Source organism: Micrococcus sp. PSi08 (genome assembly GCF_054960655.1).
In genome coordinates, this window is sequence record NZ_JBHNYP010000001.1 from 92,967 (window position 1) to 107,647 (window position 14,681).

At 76.2% G+C, this 14,681-nt stretch carries 9 protein-coding genes; 1 reads left to right on the top strand and 8 read right to left on the bottom strand.

What is annotated here, in order from left to right:
• Nucleotides 1-5 precede the first annotated feature (5 nt).
• The 5 genes from ACFI33_RS00435 to ACFI33_RS00455 all read right to left on the bottom strand — a co-directional run bounded on the left by ACFI33_RS00435 (nt 6) and on the right by ACFI33_RS00455 (nt 8,601).
• Complete coding sequence (locus tag ACFI33_RS00435) at nt 6-2,606, bottom strand: ComEC/Rec2 family competence protein (RefSeq protein ID WP_462623640.1); 2,601 nt, start codon at nt 2,604-2,606, stop codon at nt 6-8.
• On the bottom strand, nt 2,603-3,460 hold the full coding sequence (locus ACFI33_RS00440; protein ID WP_036313756.1) for a ComEA family DNA-binding protein: 858 nt from the start codon (nt 3,458-3,460) through the stop codon (nt 2,603-2,605). The genes ACFI33_RS00435 and ACFI33_RS00440 overlap by 4 nt, the downstream gene beginning before the upstream one ends.
• A 129-nt stretch (nt 3,461-3,589) precedes the next feature.
• Entirely contained in the window at nt 3,590-4,564 is a 975-nt protein-coding gene (locus tag ACFI33_RS00445; protein ID WP_036313753.1) for a DegV family protein, read from the bottom strand.
• Between the two features lie 46 nt (nt 4,565-4,610).
• Nucleotides 4,611-7,118: a leucine--tRNA ligase gene (gene leuS, locus ACFI33_RS00450; protein WP_144826324.1), complete on the bottom strand. Its 2,508-nt coding sequence runs from the start codon at nt 7,116-7,118 to the stop codon at nt 4,611-4,613.
• A gap of 157 nt (nt 7,119-7,275) precedes the next feature.
• Nucleotides 7,276-8,601: a YkvI family membrane protein gene (locus ACFI33_RS00455; protein ID WP_036336588.1), complete on the bottom strand. Its 1,326-nt coding sequence runs from the start codon at nt 8,599-8,601 to the stop codon at nt 7,276-7,278.
• Nucleotides 8,602-8,873: 272 nt separating this feature from the next.
• Here ACFI33_RS00455 and ACFI33_RS00460 point away from each other — a divergent pair, with 272 nt between their 5' ends.
• Nucleotides 8,874-9,929, top strand: a complete 1,056-nt coding sequence (locus ACFI33_RS00460) for an alpha/beta fold hydrolase (RefSeq protein WP_251679510.1) — start codon at nt 8,874-8,876, stop codon at nt 9,927-9,929.
• Between the two features lie 8 nt (nt 9,930-9,937).
• Here ACFI33_RS00460 and ACFI33_RS00465 read toward each other — a convergent pair whose 3' ends face one another.
• The 3 genes from ACFI33_RS00465 to coaBC are packed head-to-tail and all read right to left on the bottom strand — an operon-like array spanning nt 9,938 to nt 14,678.
• Entirely contained in the window at nt 9,938-12,100 is a 2,163-nt protein-coding gene (locus ACFI33_RS00465; RefSeq protein ID WP_309225964.1) for a primosomal protein N' family DNA-binding protein, read from the bottom strand.
• A gap of 13 nt (nt 12,101-12,113) precedes the next feature.
• Nucleotides 12,114-13,376, bottom strand: a complete 1,263-nt coding sequence (metK, locus tag ACFI33_RS00470; protein ID WP_010078605.1) for a methionine adenosyltransferase — start codon at nt 13,374-13,376, stop codon at nt 12,114-12,116.
• A 15-nt stretch (nt 13,377-13,391) separates the two neighbouring features.
• On the bottom strand, nt 13,392-14,678 hold the full coding sequence (coaBC, locus tag ACFI33_RS00475) for a bifunctional phosphopantothenoylcysteine decarboxylase/phosphopantothenate--cysteine ligase CoaBC (protein ID WP_044659810.1): 1,287 nt from the start codon (nt 14,676-14,678) through the stop codon (nt 13,392-13,394).
• Between the last annotated feature and the right edge of the window lie 3 nt (nt 14,679-14,681).

The window sequence follows — 14,681 nt, forward strand, 5'->3', positions numbered from 1 at the left end:
CCATCCTAAGGTCCGGTGCGGACGCTCGAGGGCGGGCGGACGGTGTGGACCGCGATCTCGGGCGCGCCGTCGGGGTCGGGGCCGTCCGCGGCCGTGAGGGCCAGCGTGCCGTGCAGGTCCGTGCGGGCCACCGGCCCGAGGCGGCCGAGCGCGTCCACCGTGGCCCGGTGGGGGTGGCCGTACGGGTTGTCGGCGCCCACGGAGACCACGTGCAGGCGGGCGCCGGCCGCGCGCGGCACGGCCGTCCCACCGTTGCGGGCCCCGTGGTGGGCGACCTTGAGCACGTCCACGCGCGGCGGTGCGGCGGCATCGGACCGGCGCCCCGCGACCCACGCCGCGGAGGCGTCCTCCTCCATGTCGCCGGTGACCAGCGTCGTGACCGGACCGGCCCCGCTCTCGACGGTGACCAGCACCTGGGCGGAGGCGTCGTTCTCCTCGGGGGCCCGCGCGTCGGCGAGCAGCACGTGCCACCGCACCGGCCCGGCCGTGCCCGTCGCGCCGGTGCGGAGCCGTGCCGCGTCGGCGAGCGGGTCGACGCCGTCCGCCTCGCCTCCGCGCCCTTCCCGGCCCTGCGCCGGTGCGTCCCGGGTCGCGTAGTGCACCGCCCCGCGGGAGGCGCGGTCGACCACGCCGGCCAGTCCCCCGGCGTGGTCGGCGTGCAGGTGGGTGAGCAGCACGGCGTCCACCCGGTCTACGTCGAGGTCGTCGAGGCAGCGACGTGCGAGCCCCGGCTCGGGCCCGACGTCGACGACGACCCCCGCGCGCGGGCCGGACCGGAACACGGCCATGTCCCCCTGGCCGACGTCGCAGAACGCCACCGCCCAGTCCGGCGGGGCCGAGCCCGAGGACCGCGGCACGAGGACCGCCCCGACCGCCCCCGTGGTGGCCGCGGCCAGGGCGGCGGCGAGCACGACCAGGGCGGGGAGGCGCTCGCGGGTCCGCGGCGCGCTGCGGCCGACACGCCGGACAGGGGCGGTCCGGCGTCGTTCGAGCAGGAGCACGGCGGCGAACCCGAGGAGCGTCGCGGCCACCAGCAGGACGCCCAGCCCGGCGCCGAGGGCTCCGGCCGGCCACGGACGCAGCGCCCCGGGCAGGGAGGCGCTGGTGTGGGCGACCCACCCGATCCAGGCCGCGGGCCACTGGATCACGGCCACGAGGGCGGCCGCGATCCCCGGCGCGGGCAGGGCGAGGGCCGCGGCGAGGGTGCCCAGGACGGTCACGGGCGGCACGGCCGGGGCGGCCAGCAGATTGGCCGGCACCGCGTAGGCCGACACCTCACCGGTCATGGCCAGGATGATCGGCTGGCAGGCCAGGTGGGCGGCCACGGTCACCGCGAGCGACGCCGAGAGCCACCGCGCTACGACGTCGGGCAGCATCCGGCCGAGCCCGGCGTGCAGCGCACGGTCGAGGGGCGCGCCGGCCAGGACGATGCCCGCGGTCGCGGCCAGGGAGAGGTGGAAGGCCGGTTCCACGGCGAGGGCCGGCACCGCGACGAGCAGGGCCGTGCCGCCCACCGTCAGGAGTCCGAACGCCTGCCGCGCGCGGCCGAAGAACACCGCGAGCGCTCCGAGGGCGCCCATCACGGCCGCCCGGAGCACGGACGGCTCCGGCCCCACGACGACCACGAACACCCCGAGGACCGCCAGCCCGGCGCTGAGGACCACCGCCCGGTGCACCCGCGCGCTGCGCAGGGTGATCGCGACCGCGCCGAGGATCATGGCCACGTTGGCCCCGGACACGGCAGACAGGTGCGACAGGCCCGAGGCCTTCATGGCGTCGTCGAGGGCGGCCCCCTGGGCGGAGCGGTCGCCCAGCACCAGCCCCGGGATGAGTTCCGGCGCAGCGCCGACCGTGCCCTCCGCAGACTGACGGAACGCGGCGCGCAGCGCCTCCCGCCGCGGGGGGCCCGGGTCACCGCCGGTGGCCCCGCCTGCCGTCTGCGTCCCGCCGGGGCAGGGTCCCGGCTGCGGGGCGGCCGCGGCGGCCAGGAACACGGTGGAGCCGGACCTCGACGGCCGGGCCACCACGCACACCCGCGATCCCGGCCCGCCGCCGGGGGCCGCCGTCCCGTCCAACGGCGCGGCGATCGTCGCGGGCGGTGCGCCCCCGCCCGTGAGTCGGGCCGTCACGGCCGCCTCGGGGGCCCGCGGCGGATGACCGAACGTCTCGACCCGCACGGGCACGCTCCAGCGTGGGCCGAAGGTCGCCTCGCTCCGGGTGGCGGGCCCGTCCAGGGTCAGCTCGAGCCGCAGCGGTGAGCCGGCGTGCACCGCGCCGGTCCAGCCGCTGGCGCTGGCCGCGGCGGCGGGCCCGGCCGAGTGCTGCAGCATCAGGGCCGCGGCCACGCCGGCCAGCGTCGTCGCGGTGGCCACGCCCCGTATCCGACCGGTCGAGCGGGCGGCGCCCAGGACAGTGGTCGCGGCGACGGCCAGCCCGGTGAGGGCCGCCGCCGAGCGGGCCGGGGCGTCCCAGGCGACGCCGAGGATCCCGAGGGTCAGGCAGACGAGCAGGGCGGGCACCCACCGGGCCTCGAGCGGGCCGGGCACCTCGCGGTGGCGGGCGCGGCGGTCCACGGGATCGCTGGGCGGGCCCGGGGCCGGGCTCACCACGAGACGTGGTCACGCAGCCGGTCGAGCGTGGCCGGGCCGATGCCGGGCACCGCGTCCAGGTCCTGCAGGCCGGTGAACGGGCCGACCGTCTCGCGGTGGGCGATGATCTTCTCCGCCGTGGCGGGGCCGACGCCGGGCAGGGTCTGCAGCTCCGTGGCGTCGGCGGTGTTCAGGTCCACGGTGTCGCCGGACTCGGCGCCGCCCGGCTCGCCTCCGCCACCGGCCCTGCCCGTGGTCGGCGTGGGCTGCGCCTGCGCGGCCCCGGCCACCCGGTCCAGGGCGTCCTGCGGTGTGCGGGCGGAGGGGACGAGGACCTGTTGGCCGTCGTCCAACGGGGCCGCGAGGTTGATGCGCTCCGCCCGGGCGTGCCGGGTCGGGCCGCCGGCGGCGCCCACGGCGTCGGCCACCCGGGAGCCCGGCGCGAGGCTGACCACTCCCGGCCGGGCGACCTCGCCCACCACGTGCACCCGCAGCGGGCCGGACCCGGCGGGGCCGGACGCCTCCCCCGACGGCCCCGCCTCGGACGTCCGCGCGTCGGTGCCCGCCGCCGACGGGGCGGTGGAGGGCGCGTCGGTCTGCGGGATGCCTGCACCGGCCGCGGCCGCCGGGATGGCCGCGGGCGGCGCCGGGGTGGTCAGCCAGGCCACCGCCCACCAGGCCGTGGCGGCGACGAGCAGCACGGTGACGGCCAGCAGGGCCGGCCGCCACCGCAGCACCGGGCCCCGAGGTGGGGTGCGCTCCCACCGGGACGCGGCGTGCGGGCCGGCTGTGTCGACGTCGGGGGCGGCCGCGGGCGCGGGGTCCGGGGCGAAGGCGGGCGGATCGTCGCAGAGGCGGTGGCTGGGGCTCATGCGGGCAGTCTGCGGCCCCGTCGCCGAGTCGGGCGCGTCCCGCACCCGACCTGGGGATGACCTCCGCGGTCCAGGGTGGTGTGCAGGAACGGACGCGCCCGTCTCCTCGGCGCTCCCGCACGGGCGGCCTCAGTCCCCCGAGCCCCCCGTGGGCGATTCCAGCGGGCAGATCACCACACCCAGGGCGCCCAGGCCCAGGTGCGCGGCGAGCACGGCGGGCAGCTCGACGACGGGCACGGGGGTGGTGGAGACCGGCTGGAGCCGCTCCGCGAGCTGCACGGCCGTCTCGGGGTCGCCGTACTCGTGCACGGCGATCCGCACCGGGTCCTCGCCGGCCCGCTCGGTCGCGAGCTCCACGAGCCGGTCGACGGCCCGGGCCGCGGACCGCGGGCGGTCGACCAGGCCGATCGCGCCGTCGTCGACGGCCATGACGGGGCGCACCTGCAGCAGCGTGCCCAGCAGCGAGGCCAGCCCGCTGATCCGCCCGCCCCGGCGCAGCTGCTCGAGGCTGGGCACCGTGAACAGCACGTGGCTGGAGTCCACGGTGGCCTCGAGCCGCTCGCGGATGCGGGCCACGGGCATGCCCACCCCCGCGTCCACGGCGGCGTCCACCACGGCCATGCCCAGCGCGAAGCCCACGGTGCGCGAGTCCACCACGGTCACCGGGCGCTCGGCCTCCGCGGCGGCCAGGCGCGCGGCCTCCACGGTGCCGGAGAGCTCGCCGGACAGGTGGACGGAGAGGATGCGTGCGTAGCCGGCGCGGGCCAGCTCGGCGTAGGCCGTCCGGAACGCGCCCGGCGAGGGCCGTGAGGTGCGCACCGGGGTGCCGGCGGCCAGGGCCAGCGGCAGCTCCAGCGCGAGCTCGTCCGTGCCCTCCGTGTGGATCTGCTCGCCCACCATGACGGGCAGCGCCACCTGGCGGATCCCCGCGGCCAGACCGTGTCCGAGGACGGCGCCGGGCAGGGCCGCGGCCGAGTCCGTGACGACGGCCGTGCGGTCCCGGCGGGGCGGGCGCAGCCCGTAGCGTGCCCGCCCGGCCAGCTGGGAGCGGCGGGAGCGCAGGCGGACGAGCGCATCGTCGCGCCACTGCTCGATGCTCGCCACGGCCTGCCTCCTCTCCCCCGGCCCGGTCGGGGACGGTCTCACGCGGTCAGCGGATCACCAGGTTCACGAGCTTGGGCTCGCGCACGATCACCTTGACGATCTCGGCGTCCCCGATGAAGTTCCGCACCTTCTGCGACGCGCGGGCGCGCGCCTCGAGATCCTCGGCGGTGATGTCCGCGGGCACCTCGAGGGTGTCGCGGACCTTGCCCTTGACCTGGACGACCGCCGTGACGGTGTCCTCGACCAGCAGCGCCTCGTCCACCGCGGGCCAGCCGGCGCGGACCACGGAGGGCTCGTGGCCGAGCAGCACCCACATGTCCTCGGCCGTGTACGGCGCCACGAGCGAGAGCAGCACGGCCACGGCCTCGGCGGCCTCGCGGACGGCGGGGTCGGCCGCGCCGGCGCCGGCGTCGATCTCCTTGCGGGCCGCGTTGACCAGCTCCATCGTCTTGGCGACGACCACGTTGAACTTGCCGTCGTCCAGCAGCTGCTGGGCCTCGTGCACGGTCCGGTGGGTCACCCGGCGCAGGGTCACGGCCCCGCCCGCCGGGTCCGTGCCGGCCGGGGCGCCCGTCGCGCGGACGTCGCGGGCCAGGCGCCACGCGCGGGCCAGGAACTTGCCGGCGGCGCCCGGGGCGACGTCGGCCCAGTCCACGTCGTCCTCGGGCGGCGAGGCGAACACCATGGTCAGGCGCACGGCGTCGACGCCGAACTCGTCCAGCTGGTCGCCCAGGTCCACGCCGTTGCCCAGCGACTTGGACATGGCCTTGCCGCCGTTGAGCACCTGGCCCTGGTTGAGCAGGGCGCGGAACGGCTCGGTGAAGGGCACCAGGCCGAGGTCGTGCAGGGCCTTGGTGAAGAAGCGGGCGTACAGCAGGTGCAGGATCGCGTGCTCCACGCCGCCCACGTACTGGTCCACGGGCAGCCAGCGGCGCAGGGCGTCGGGGTCGAAAACGCGGGCGTCGTCGTTCGGGGACGCGTAGCGGAGCATGTACCAGGACGAGTCCACGAACGTGTCCATGGTGTCGGTGTCCCGTCGCGCGGGGCCGCCGCACTGCGGGCAGTCCACCTCGACCCACGACGTCGCCGCGGCCAGGGGCGACTGGCCCTTGGGGGCGAGCTGCTCGCCCTTGAGGTCGGTCGGCAGGGTGACCGGCAGCTGGTCCTCCGGCACGAGCACCTCGCCGCAGTCCGGGCAGTGGACCACGGGGATCGGGGTGCCCCAGAAGCGCTGACGGGAGAGCAGCCAGTCGCGCAGGCGGTACGTGGTGGTGCCCCGGCCGGTGCCGCGCTCCTGCACGATCTCGATGGCCCGCGCGATGGCCGCGGTCTTGTCCAGGCCGTCGAGCTCCCCGGAGTTCACCAGGATGCCCTCGCCGGTCGTCGCGACGCCGGAGACGGCCGGGTCCTCCTCGCCGGTGTCCAGCACGGCGCGCACGGGCAGCCCCATGGCGCGGGCGAAGTCGAGGTCGCGCTGGTCGTGGGCCGGCACGGCCATGATGGCGCCCGTGCCGTAGTCGGCCAGCACGTAGTCCGAGGCCCAGATCGGCAGGCGCTCACCGGTCAGCGGGTTCACGGCGTGGCGGCCCAGGAACACGCCGCTCTTCGGGCGGTCCGTGGCCTGGCGGTCGATGTCCGAGACCTTCTTCAGGTCCTCCCGGTACGCCTCGAGTTCGGCCCGCACGTCGTCGCCGGCGAGCTCGGCGGCCAGCGGCGCGTCGGCGGCGACCACCATGAAGGTCGCGCCGTGCAGCGTGTCCGGCCGGGTGGTGAAGACCGTGACGACGGGGCCGTCCTCGACCTGGAAGTCGACGTGGGCGCCCTCGGAGCGGCCGATCCAGTTGCGCTGCATGGCGAGCACGCGCTCGGGCCAGTGGCCGGTGAGCTGGTCCATGTCGTCCAGCAGCGCGTCCGCGTACTCGGTGATGCGGAAGTACCACTGGTTCAGGGTCCGCTTGGTGACCTCGGTTCCGCAGCGCTCGCAGCGGCCGTCCACGACCTGCTCGTTGGCGAGCACCGTCTGGTCCTGGGGGCACCAGTTGACCGGGGAGTCCTTCCGGTACGCCAGGCCCTTGCGGTACAGCTGCTGGAACAGCCACTGGGTCCACCGGTAGTACTCGGGGTCCGAGGTGTGCAGCTCACGGGACCAGTCCACGGCGATGCCGTACCGCTGGAAGGAGCGCTTCTGCGTCTCGATGTTCGCGTAGGTCCACTCGGCCGGGTGGGCGTCGCGCTTGATGGCGGCGTTCTCGGCCGGCAGGCCGAAGGAGTCCCAGCCGATGGGGTGCAGCACGTCGAAGCCGCGCTGCATCCAGTGGCGCGCGACGACGTCGCCCATCGCGAACGCCTCGGCGTGCCCCATGTGCAGGTCGCCCGACGGGTACGGGAACATGTCGACCACGGTGCGGGTCTCGGAGCCGTCCTCGCGCGGGGCGAACGTCCCGGCCTGCTCCCAGTACCCGGCCCAGCGGGCCTCCACGTCACGGAACGAGTACTCCGCGTCGGCGGGGATGCTGGGGGTGGCCGGCACGGCGCTGTCGGGGGTCTGGCTCACGGCGGTTCGAGTCCTCACGCAGTCGGGATGGGGCGCCGGCCCTCGGGCGGCGCGGACGGGGCCGGCGGCACGGCCGGCCACCCCATCCTACGGCGACGGCGCCCCGGCCCGGCCGCAGGGCCGCTCCGAGACGCCGTGCCCGGCCGGGCACGCGGTTTCAGGCGGAGTGGCTGCCGCCTGCCGGACGCTCGGGCCCGGCGTCGGGACCGGGGCGCGCCCCTCCGGAGGTGAGCGCGTCGTCCTCCTCGAGCACCTGGGCGACCTCGTCCTCGAGGGCCTCCGTCACCGCGTCCGGGGCCGCCACGGAGTCCCCGACCGCCTCCTGCAGCTGCACTGCGTGCTGGGCCGTGAAGGTCTTCTCCGGATGCTCACGCAGGCGGAGCAGCGCGAGCAGGCGCAGACGCAGCCCCGACTCGGCGGAGATCTGCCGGCGGTGGGTGAGCCACCAGACGAGGAGCACGAGCGCGAGCACGATCCCCAGGTGGCCCAGCGCCGGGTAGACGACGTTCATCAGGTCGCCGAAGCCGACGAAGCTCACCGCGAAGGCCAGCAGCGTGACGCCGGCGAACACGGGCCGGTAGCGGCCCGGGCGGTCGGCCGTGAGGCGGCGTCCCAGCGCGTAGAACATGCCGATCGCGGTGTTGAAGATCATCAGGTAGATCACCACGACCATCGCCCAGCCCAGCCAGGGCGCGATCGAGGCGAACAGCCGCAGCATGGGGACGTCGGCGCGGCCGATCTCGGCGTAGCCGAGGTAGAGCAGCGTGGAGGCCATCAGGAGCAGGGCGGTGTACATCAGGCCACCGGTGAGGCCGCCGAGGAACGCCTCCCGGGGGTGGGTGATGGACCCGCCGATCACGAGGCACATGGACACGGCCATCACGACGACGAGGCCGAAGTAGTTGACCGAGGACAGCCACCACGGGTCCACCGGCGTGGTGGCCTGGACGGCGAGGGACTCGTGGGCGGTGAAGCCGCCGTCGCGGGTGACCAGGACGTGGACGAACCCGGCCACGACCGCGACGACCACCAGGGGCGTGATCAGGGAGATGATCGCGGAGACCTTCTCCACGTCCAGCATGCCCGTCACGAGCACGAGCAGGGTCATCAGGGTGGAGCCCGCCCACGTCGGCCAGCCGAACTGCTGGGCGAGCGTCGAGCCCGCCCCGGCGAGCATGACGACGCCGATCGCGAAGAGCGTCACCGTCACCACGACGTCCAGGATCCGGGCCATCACGGGGTGCGAGACGCTGCGGAAGACGACCTTGTGGTCGGCCGCGAGGAACACGCTGCCCAGCTGGAGGATGACGGCGCCGCCGGCGGTGACGAGCAGGCCGGCCAGTCCCGCGCCCACGACGCCGATCCAGCCGAAGCCCACGAAGTACTGGATGACTTCGGCGCCGGTGGCGAAGCCGGCGCCGACGAGCAGGCCGACGAAGGCGAGGGCGATCTTCAGGGATCTGAGCGCGACGGGGTGCTGCACGCATGGGCCTTTCGTGGGGGACGGGGTGCGCCCGTGCGGGCCCCGGGACCGAGGACGGGCCGGAGTACGGTAGGCACGCGCGCGCCATCGTGGCCAGGACCAGGCGTCGCCGGGTTCCGGGCAGCGTGGCCTCAGGCCCACCCCAAGGCCGCCCTCCCGCTGGCACGCCGCGGTCGCGATCAGGCCGAGCATCTCGGCGGACCCCGTCCCCGCGTCCAGCGGAGACGAGGCGCCACGGCGTCGGCGGTCGAAGGCCTGGCTAGGGTGGGGACGTGCCTGTCCCGACGCCGTCCGCCGCCCCGGGCCCGCCCGTCCGCCTGCGCGATCTGCTGCGCCCGCCCGCGGCGCCCGCCGATCCCCGCGCGCTCACGGGCCACCCGGCCCGGACGCCCCGCCGGCGCACCCTGGCCGTTCCGGACCCCGTCAGCGGGACCCCGTCGTCCGTGGCCGTGTGGGAGTACGCCCCCGTTCCGGAGGCCGCACCGGGTTCGCCCGGCGCACCCGAGGGAGACACGGCCGCTGCCCCGCTGGTGTTCGTGCACGGCTTCCGCGGGGACCACCACGGCCTCGCCCTGCTGGCCGACGCGCTCCCGGAGCATCCGATCCACTCGATCGAGCTGCCCGGCTTCGGGGCCTCGGAGCCCTTCCCTCACGCGGAGCACACCGTCGCCCATCACGCGGACGCGGTGGCCGCCGTCGTCACCGCCCTGGGTCTGCCGGCCGCCCCCGTGCTGGTCGCACACTCCTACGGGACGACCGTGGCGGCCGAGCTGGTCGCCCGGGACCCGTCCCGGTGGGGACGGCTGGCCCTGCTCAACCCCATCGCCGAACCCGCGCTGCACGCGTCCGCGTCCGTGTCGAGTCGGGTGCTGGCGGCCGTCGCCGAGGGGTACTACGAGGTCGCCGCCCGCCTGCCCGAGCGCCCGGCGCGGCTGCTGCTGGGCGCGCCGCCGGTCGTGTGGGTGACCACGCTCGCCATGACCCGCACCAGGGACAGGGATGTCCTCGCGTACACCCATGACCAGCACCGGCGCCACTTCTCGGACTTCGCCTCCGCACGCATGCTCTCCGAGGCGTACCGCGCCTCGAGCACGGGCTCCGTGGCCGACGTCGCCGCCCGCCTCAGCCTGCCGGTGCTGCTGGTCGCGGGGCGGGAGGATCCGCTGGGCTCGGTGCCGGCACAGGAGGCGCTCGCCGCGGCGATCGACGACGCGGGCGGCACGGCGGAGCTGCACGTCCTCGACGGCGTCGGGCATCTGCTGCACTACGAGCGGCCGGCCGCCTGTGCGGCGTTGATCCGCGACTGGCTCCGCCGCGCCGGCCGCTGACGGGCCCCTCAGAGCACCCCGGCCGGGTCGAGCCGCACCCGCACCGGGGCGGTCTCCCGCCGAGCGCTCGCTGCGGACCGGGCGGCGCGCAGGGCGCCGACGGTGGCCTCGGCCGCCGCGTAGGGGAAGATCAGCAGGGCGCGGGAGCGGGTCTCGTCGGCGGGGTCCGGCACCGGCCCAATCCAGGGCAGCCGCGCCGGGCCGCCATCGAGCGGGGCCGAGTGCGGATCCTCGTGGACGTCCTCGTCCGGCCGTTCCCGGCGGGCGGCCTCCACGAGCTCGAGGTACTCCGCGACGGCGGCGGCCTCCCCCGTGACCTCTGCGAGGCGGCCGGCGGGAGGCAGGTGCAGCTCGCGCCGCTCGGCGACCTGGCGCGCGGCGAAGCCGTCGGGGTCCCGTCGGACGAGCGCGTTCACCGCCTCCCCCGCGTCCGCGGTGACCACCACGACGCCCCCGTCGGAGGCGGGGCGGACCAGGCAGGCGGCCGCGAGCCAGCGGGCGAGCACGCGGCCCGGCACGTCGAGGCCCTCGCGCTGGAGCTGGCTGTCCCCGTCGAGCAGCAGGGCGGCCGCGTAGCCGTCGGGCGTCGCCGGCTCGGCCCCCACGGTCGCCACCACCAGGGAGGGCCCGGGCGGCACCGAGCCGAGCATGTGCTGCGCCGAGGAGGCGTGCACGGGCACGCGCGGGAACGCCCGGCCCAGCTCCTCGGCCGTGCGGTCCACGCCGCGGGCGCCGGCCCGCAGCGTCGTGCCGCCGCACTCGGTGCACCGGAAGCCGCGCTCCCGGGTGCCGCACCACCGGCAGGCCACCTCCCCGTGCCGGGCGGCCCGCGCGTCGCGGAAGCCCAGCGGCCCCGCGCAGACGCGGCAGCGGGCGGGCGTGCGGCACCGTTCGCACACGAGGGCTGGGATGAAGCCGGCCCGGGCCACCTGCACGAGCACCGGGCCCGGCCGTGGCCCGAGCAGCGCGGCGCGGGCGGCGGCCCAGGCGGCCTGCGGCAGCCGCGCCCGCTGCGCGAACGGGTCGCGCGCCGTCTCCCAGGCGTCGGCGGTGGAGACGACCCGTGGCCCGAGCTCGCGCTGGGTCGCGCGGGAGGGGCCCAGGTGCAGCAGCCAGCCCGACTCGACGAGCCGTTGCACCGGGACGGACCGGGAGGGCCCGGCGAAGAGCAGCGCCGCGCCGGTCGCGCGGGCCCGCTCCAACACGACCTCTCGGGCGTGGAAGTAGGGCGCGCGGGGTTCTGCCCACGCGTCGTCGCCGTCGTCCCAGAGCACCACCAGCCTCAGGTCGCGCACGGGCGACCACACGGCGGCCCGGGTGCCGGCCACGATGCGCCGGGTGCCGCGCAGCGCGGCCAGGTGGGCGCGGTACCGGGGCGTGTTGCCGTCCTCGGAGCCGATCCGCGCGTAGGCGTCCTCCCCCACGTGCTCGTCGAGGGCGGCGCAGAGCCGGTCGAGGTCGCGGTGGTCGGGCACCAGCAGCAGGACGCCGCCGTCCGAGGCGGCCACCGTGCGCGCCAGAGCGGCCAGCGCGCCCGCCTCGTCCCATTCGAACAGGCGCGAGGGCACGACGGCGGCCGCCCGCGCGGCGTCCCCGGCCAGCACGGCGGACACGAACGCGGTGCCCCCCTCGAGGGACTCCCACACCGTGGGCACGAGGCCCTCCTCCGCCGCGGGAGGCTCCGGGCGCTCGGCGTCCGTGCCGGTCAGCGTCACAGGGTGGTCCGCGGCGGTTTCCGCGTCCTCCGCCAGGGCGGCCTTCTCGACCTGCGCAACGCGCGGGGGCACCGCGGCCCGCAGCACGTCCGTGACGACGCCGGCCTGGCGGCGGGCCACCGCGCGAGCCGTCGCCAGGACCTCCTCCGTCAGCGGCGGGATGGCGGTGAGCACGCCGGTGAGCTCGGTGAGCTGGGCGCCGGTGGCCGGCTCCTGCTCCCGCGAGACGAGCCAGCCCGTCATGGCCCGTCCGCCGAAGCGGACGGACACGCGGGAGCCGGGGACCGCCCGGTCGTCCAGGGCCACGGGCACGAGATAGTCGAACTCGCGGTCCAGGTGCGGCACGGGCGAGTCCAGCAGGACGCGGGCGATCGGCCGCTCCGGCCACCCCTCGGCCCGCTCCGGCAGTCGGGGCGCGTCCTCCGGCTCCGGGAGGGCGAACAGCGTGTCCGTGATGCCCGCCTCCGGATCAGAGGCCGGCGGCAGCGCGCAGCTGCTCGACGCGGTCCGTGCGCTCCCACGTGAAGTCGGCGTCGTCCCGGCCGAAGTGGCCGTTCGCGGCGGTCCGTCGGTAGATGGGCCGCAGGAGGTTCAGCTCCTTCACGATGGCGGCCGGACGCAGGTCGAACACCGCGTTCACGGCCTCGATGATCTTCTCCTCCGGCACCGTGGCCGTCCCGAAGGTGTCCACGTACAGGCCCACGGGCCGGGCCGAGCCGATCGCGTAGGCCACCTGGAACTCGGCGCGCGAGGCGAGGCCGGCGGCCACCACGTTCTTCGCGACCCAGCGGAGCATGTAGGCGGCGGAGCGGTCCACCTTGGACGGGTCCTTGCCGGAGAAGGCGCCGCCGCCGTGCCGGGCCATGCCGCCGTAGGTGTCCACGATGATCTTGCGACCGGTGAGGCCGGCGTCGCCCACGGGGCCGCCGATGACGAACTTGCCGCCCGGGTTGATGATGATCCGCATGCCGGAGGTGTCGAGGCCGGAGCGCTCGATGACGGGCCGGATCACGTGCTCCTCCACGTCCGCCCGCAGCTGCTCCTGCGTGACCCACTCGTGATGCTGCGTGGAGACCACCACGGCCTCGACCGTGGTGGGCACGTGGCCGGGCGCGTAGCCGATGGTGACCTGCGTCTTGCCGTCCGGCAGCAGGTACGGCATGGGCGTGTTCTCCGCCCGGCGCACCGCGGTGAGCCGCTCGGAGAGCCGGTGCGCGAGGTAGATGGGCATGGGCATGTACGCCGGGGTCTCGTCCGTGGCGTAGCCGAACATGATGCCCTGGTCCCCCGCGCCCTGCTCGTCCACCTCGTCCGCCGAGCCGTACTCGCGGGCCTCGAGGGACCGGGAGACGCCGGCGAAGATGTCCGAGGACTGCTGGCCGATGGAGATGTTCACGCCGCACTGGGCGCCGTCGAAGCCGTTGGCCGAGGAGTCGTAGCCGATGTCCAGGATGGTCTCGCGCACGATCTTGGGGATCTCCACGTACGCCGAGGTGTTCACCTCGCCGGCCACCTGCACCAGGCCGGTGGTGGTCAGGGTCTCCACGGCCACCTTCGCCGACGGGTCGGCGGCGAGGATCGCGTCCAGGATGGCGTCGGAGATCTGGTCGCAGATCTTGTCGGGGTGGCCCGCCGTGACGGACTCGGAGGTGAAGAGGCGGAGCTCTCCGCCGCCCACCCCCGAATACGGGTCGGCGTGGCGGGCGGGGCTCAGCGAGGCGGCATCGGTCATGCCGCACAGTCTAGGTCAGCGGCCCGACGCGCCGGCGGGGTCGCGACCGGCGAGGTCATCCACGATCGCCTGCACGACGGCGGCCGCCGCCTGGTCCTTGGAGCCCACGGTCTCCACGGCGGGGCGGCCGTCGGCGAACAGGATGGTCACGGCGGTCTCGTCCCGGCCGAACACCTTGTCCGTGCCGACCTCGTTGACCACGAGCATCTCGCAGCCCTTGCGCGCCAGTTTGGCCCGGCCGTACTCGAGCACGGAGGACGTCGCGTCGCCGGTCTCCGCGGCGAAGCCGACGATGAGCGGGGCCATGGGCCCGCCCTCGGAGCGGGTCCGCACGGCCGTGGCGAGCACGTCCGGGGTGCGCTCGAGCACGATGACGGGCGCGCCGCCGTCGTCGCCCTTCTTCATCTTGGCGTCGGAGACCTCGGCCGGTCGGAAGTCCGCAACGGCCGCCGCCATCACGAGGACGTCGGCGTCGGCGGCCTCCGCCAGCACGGCCTCGAGCAGGTCCTGCGTGGACTCCACGGGCACGACGCGCTCGACGCCCTCGGGCGTCGGGACGGACATGGACCCGGCGACGAACCGCACGGTGGCGCCGGCCTCGAGGGCGGCGCGCGCCAGGGCGGCCCCCTGCTTGCCGGAGGAGCGGTTCCCCAGGTAGCGGACCGGGTCCAGCGCCTCGCGGGTGCCCCCGGCCGTGATCACCACGGTGCGACCGGCCAGCGGGCCGGGTGTCGGCTCGGCGTCGGACCCGGAGGCCCGGGGACGGCGCGGGGCGCCCGCGGCCGCGGCGGCCTGCGCACGCTCCCAGATCTCGGCGGGCTCGGGCAGCCGCCCGGCGCCGGAGTCGGCCCCGGTGAGCCGGCCCACGGCGGGGTCCACGACCGTGACGCCGCGCTCGCGCAGGAGGGCGACGTTGGCGACCGTGGCGGGGTGGTGCCACATCTCGGTGTGCATGGCGGGGGCCAGGACGACGGGGCACGTGGCGGTGAGCAGCACGTTGCCCAGCAGGTCGGGCGCCATCCCCGCGGCGGTGCGCGCGAGCAGATCGGCGGTGGCCGGCGCGACCACCACGAGGTCCGCACGCCGGCCGAGCCGGACGTGGTTCACCTCGTCGACCGCCTCGAACGTGTCCGTGCGGACCGGGCGACCGGAGAGGGCCTCCCACGTCGCCGCGCCCACGAACTCGAGGGCGTTGGCGGTGGGCACCACGGTCACGCCGTGGCCGGCCTCGGTCATCAGGCGCAGCAGCAGCGCCGCCTTGTAGGCCGCGATGCCGCCGCCGACCCCGAGGACGATCTCCATGAC

Excerpts from the sequence above, each read along its gene's own strand:
- metK (WP_010078605.1), bottom strand. The coding sequence starts at position 13,376 with ATGACCGATGCCGCCTCGCTGAGCCCCGCCCGCCACGCCGACCCGTAT.
- coaBC (WP_044659810.1), bottom strand. The coding sequence starts at position 14,678 with ATGGAGATCGTCCTCGGGGTCGGCGGCGGCATCGCGGCCTACAAGGCG.
- ACFI33_RS00440 (WP_036313756.1), bottom strand. The coding sequence starts at position 3,460 with ATGAGCCCCAGCCACCGCCTCTGCGACGATCCGCCCGCCTTCGCCCCG.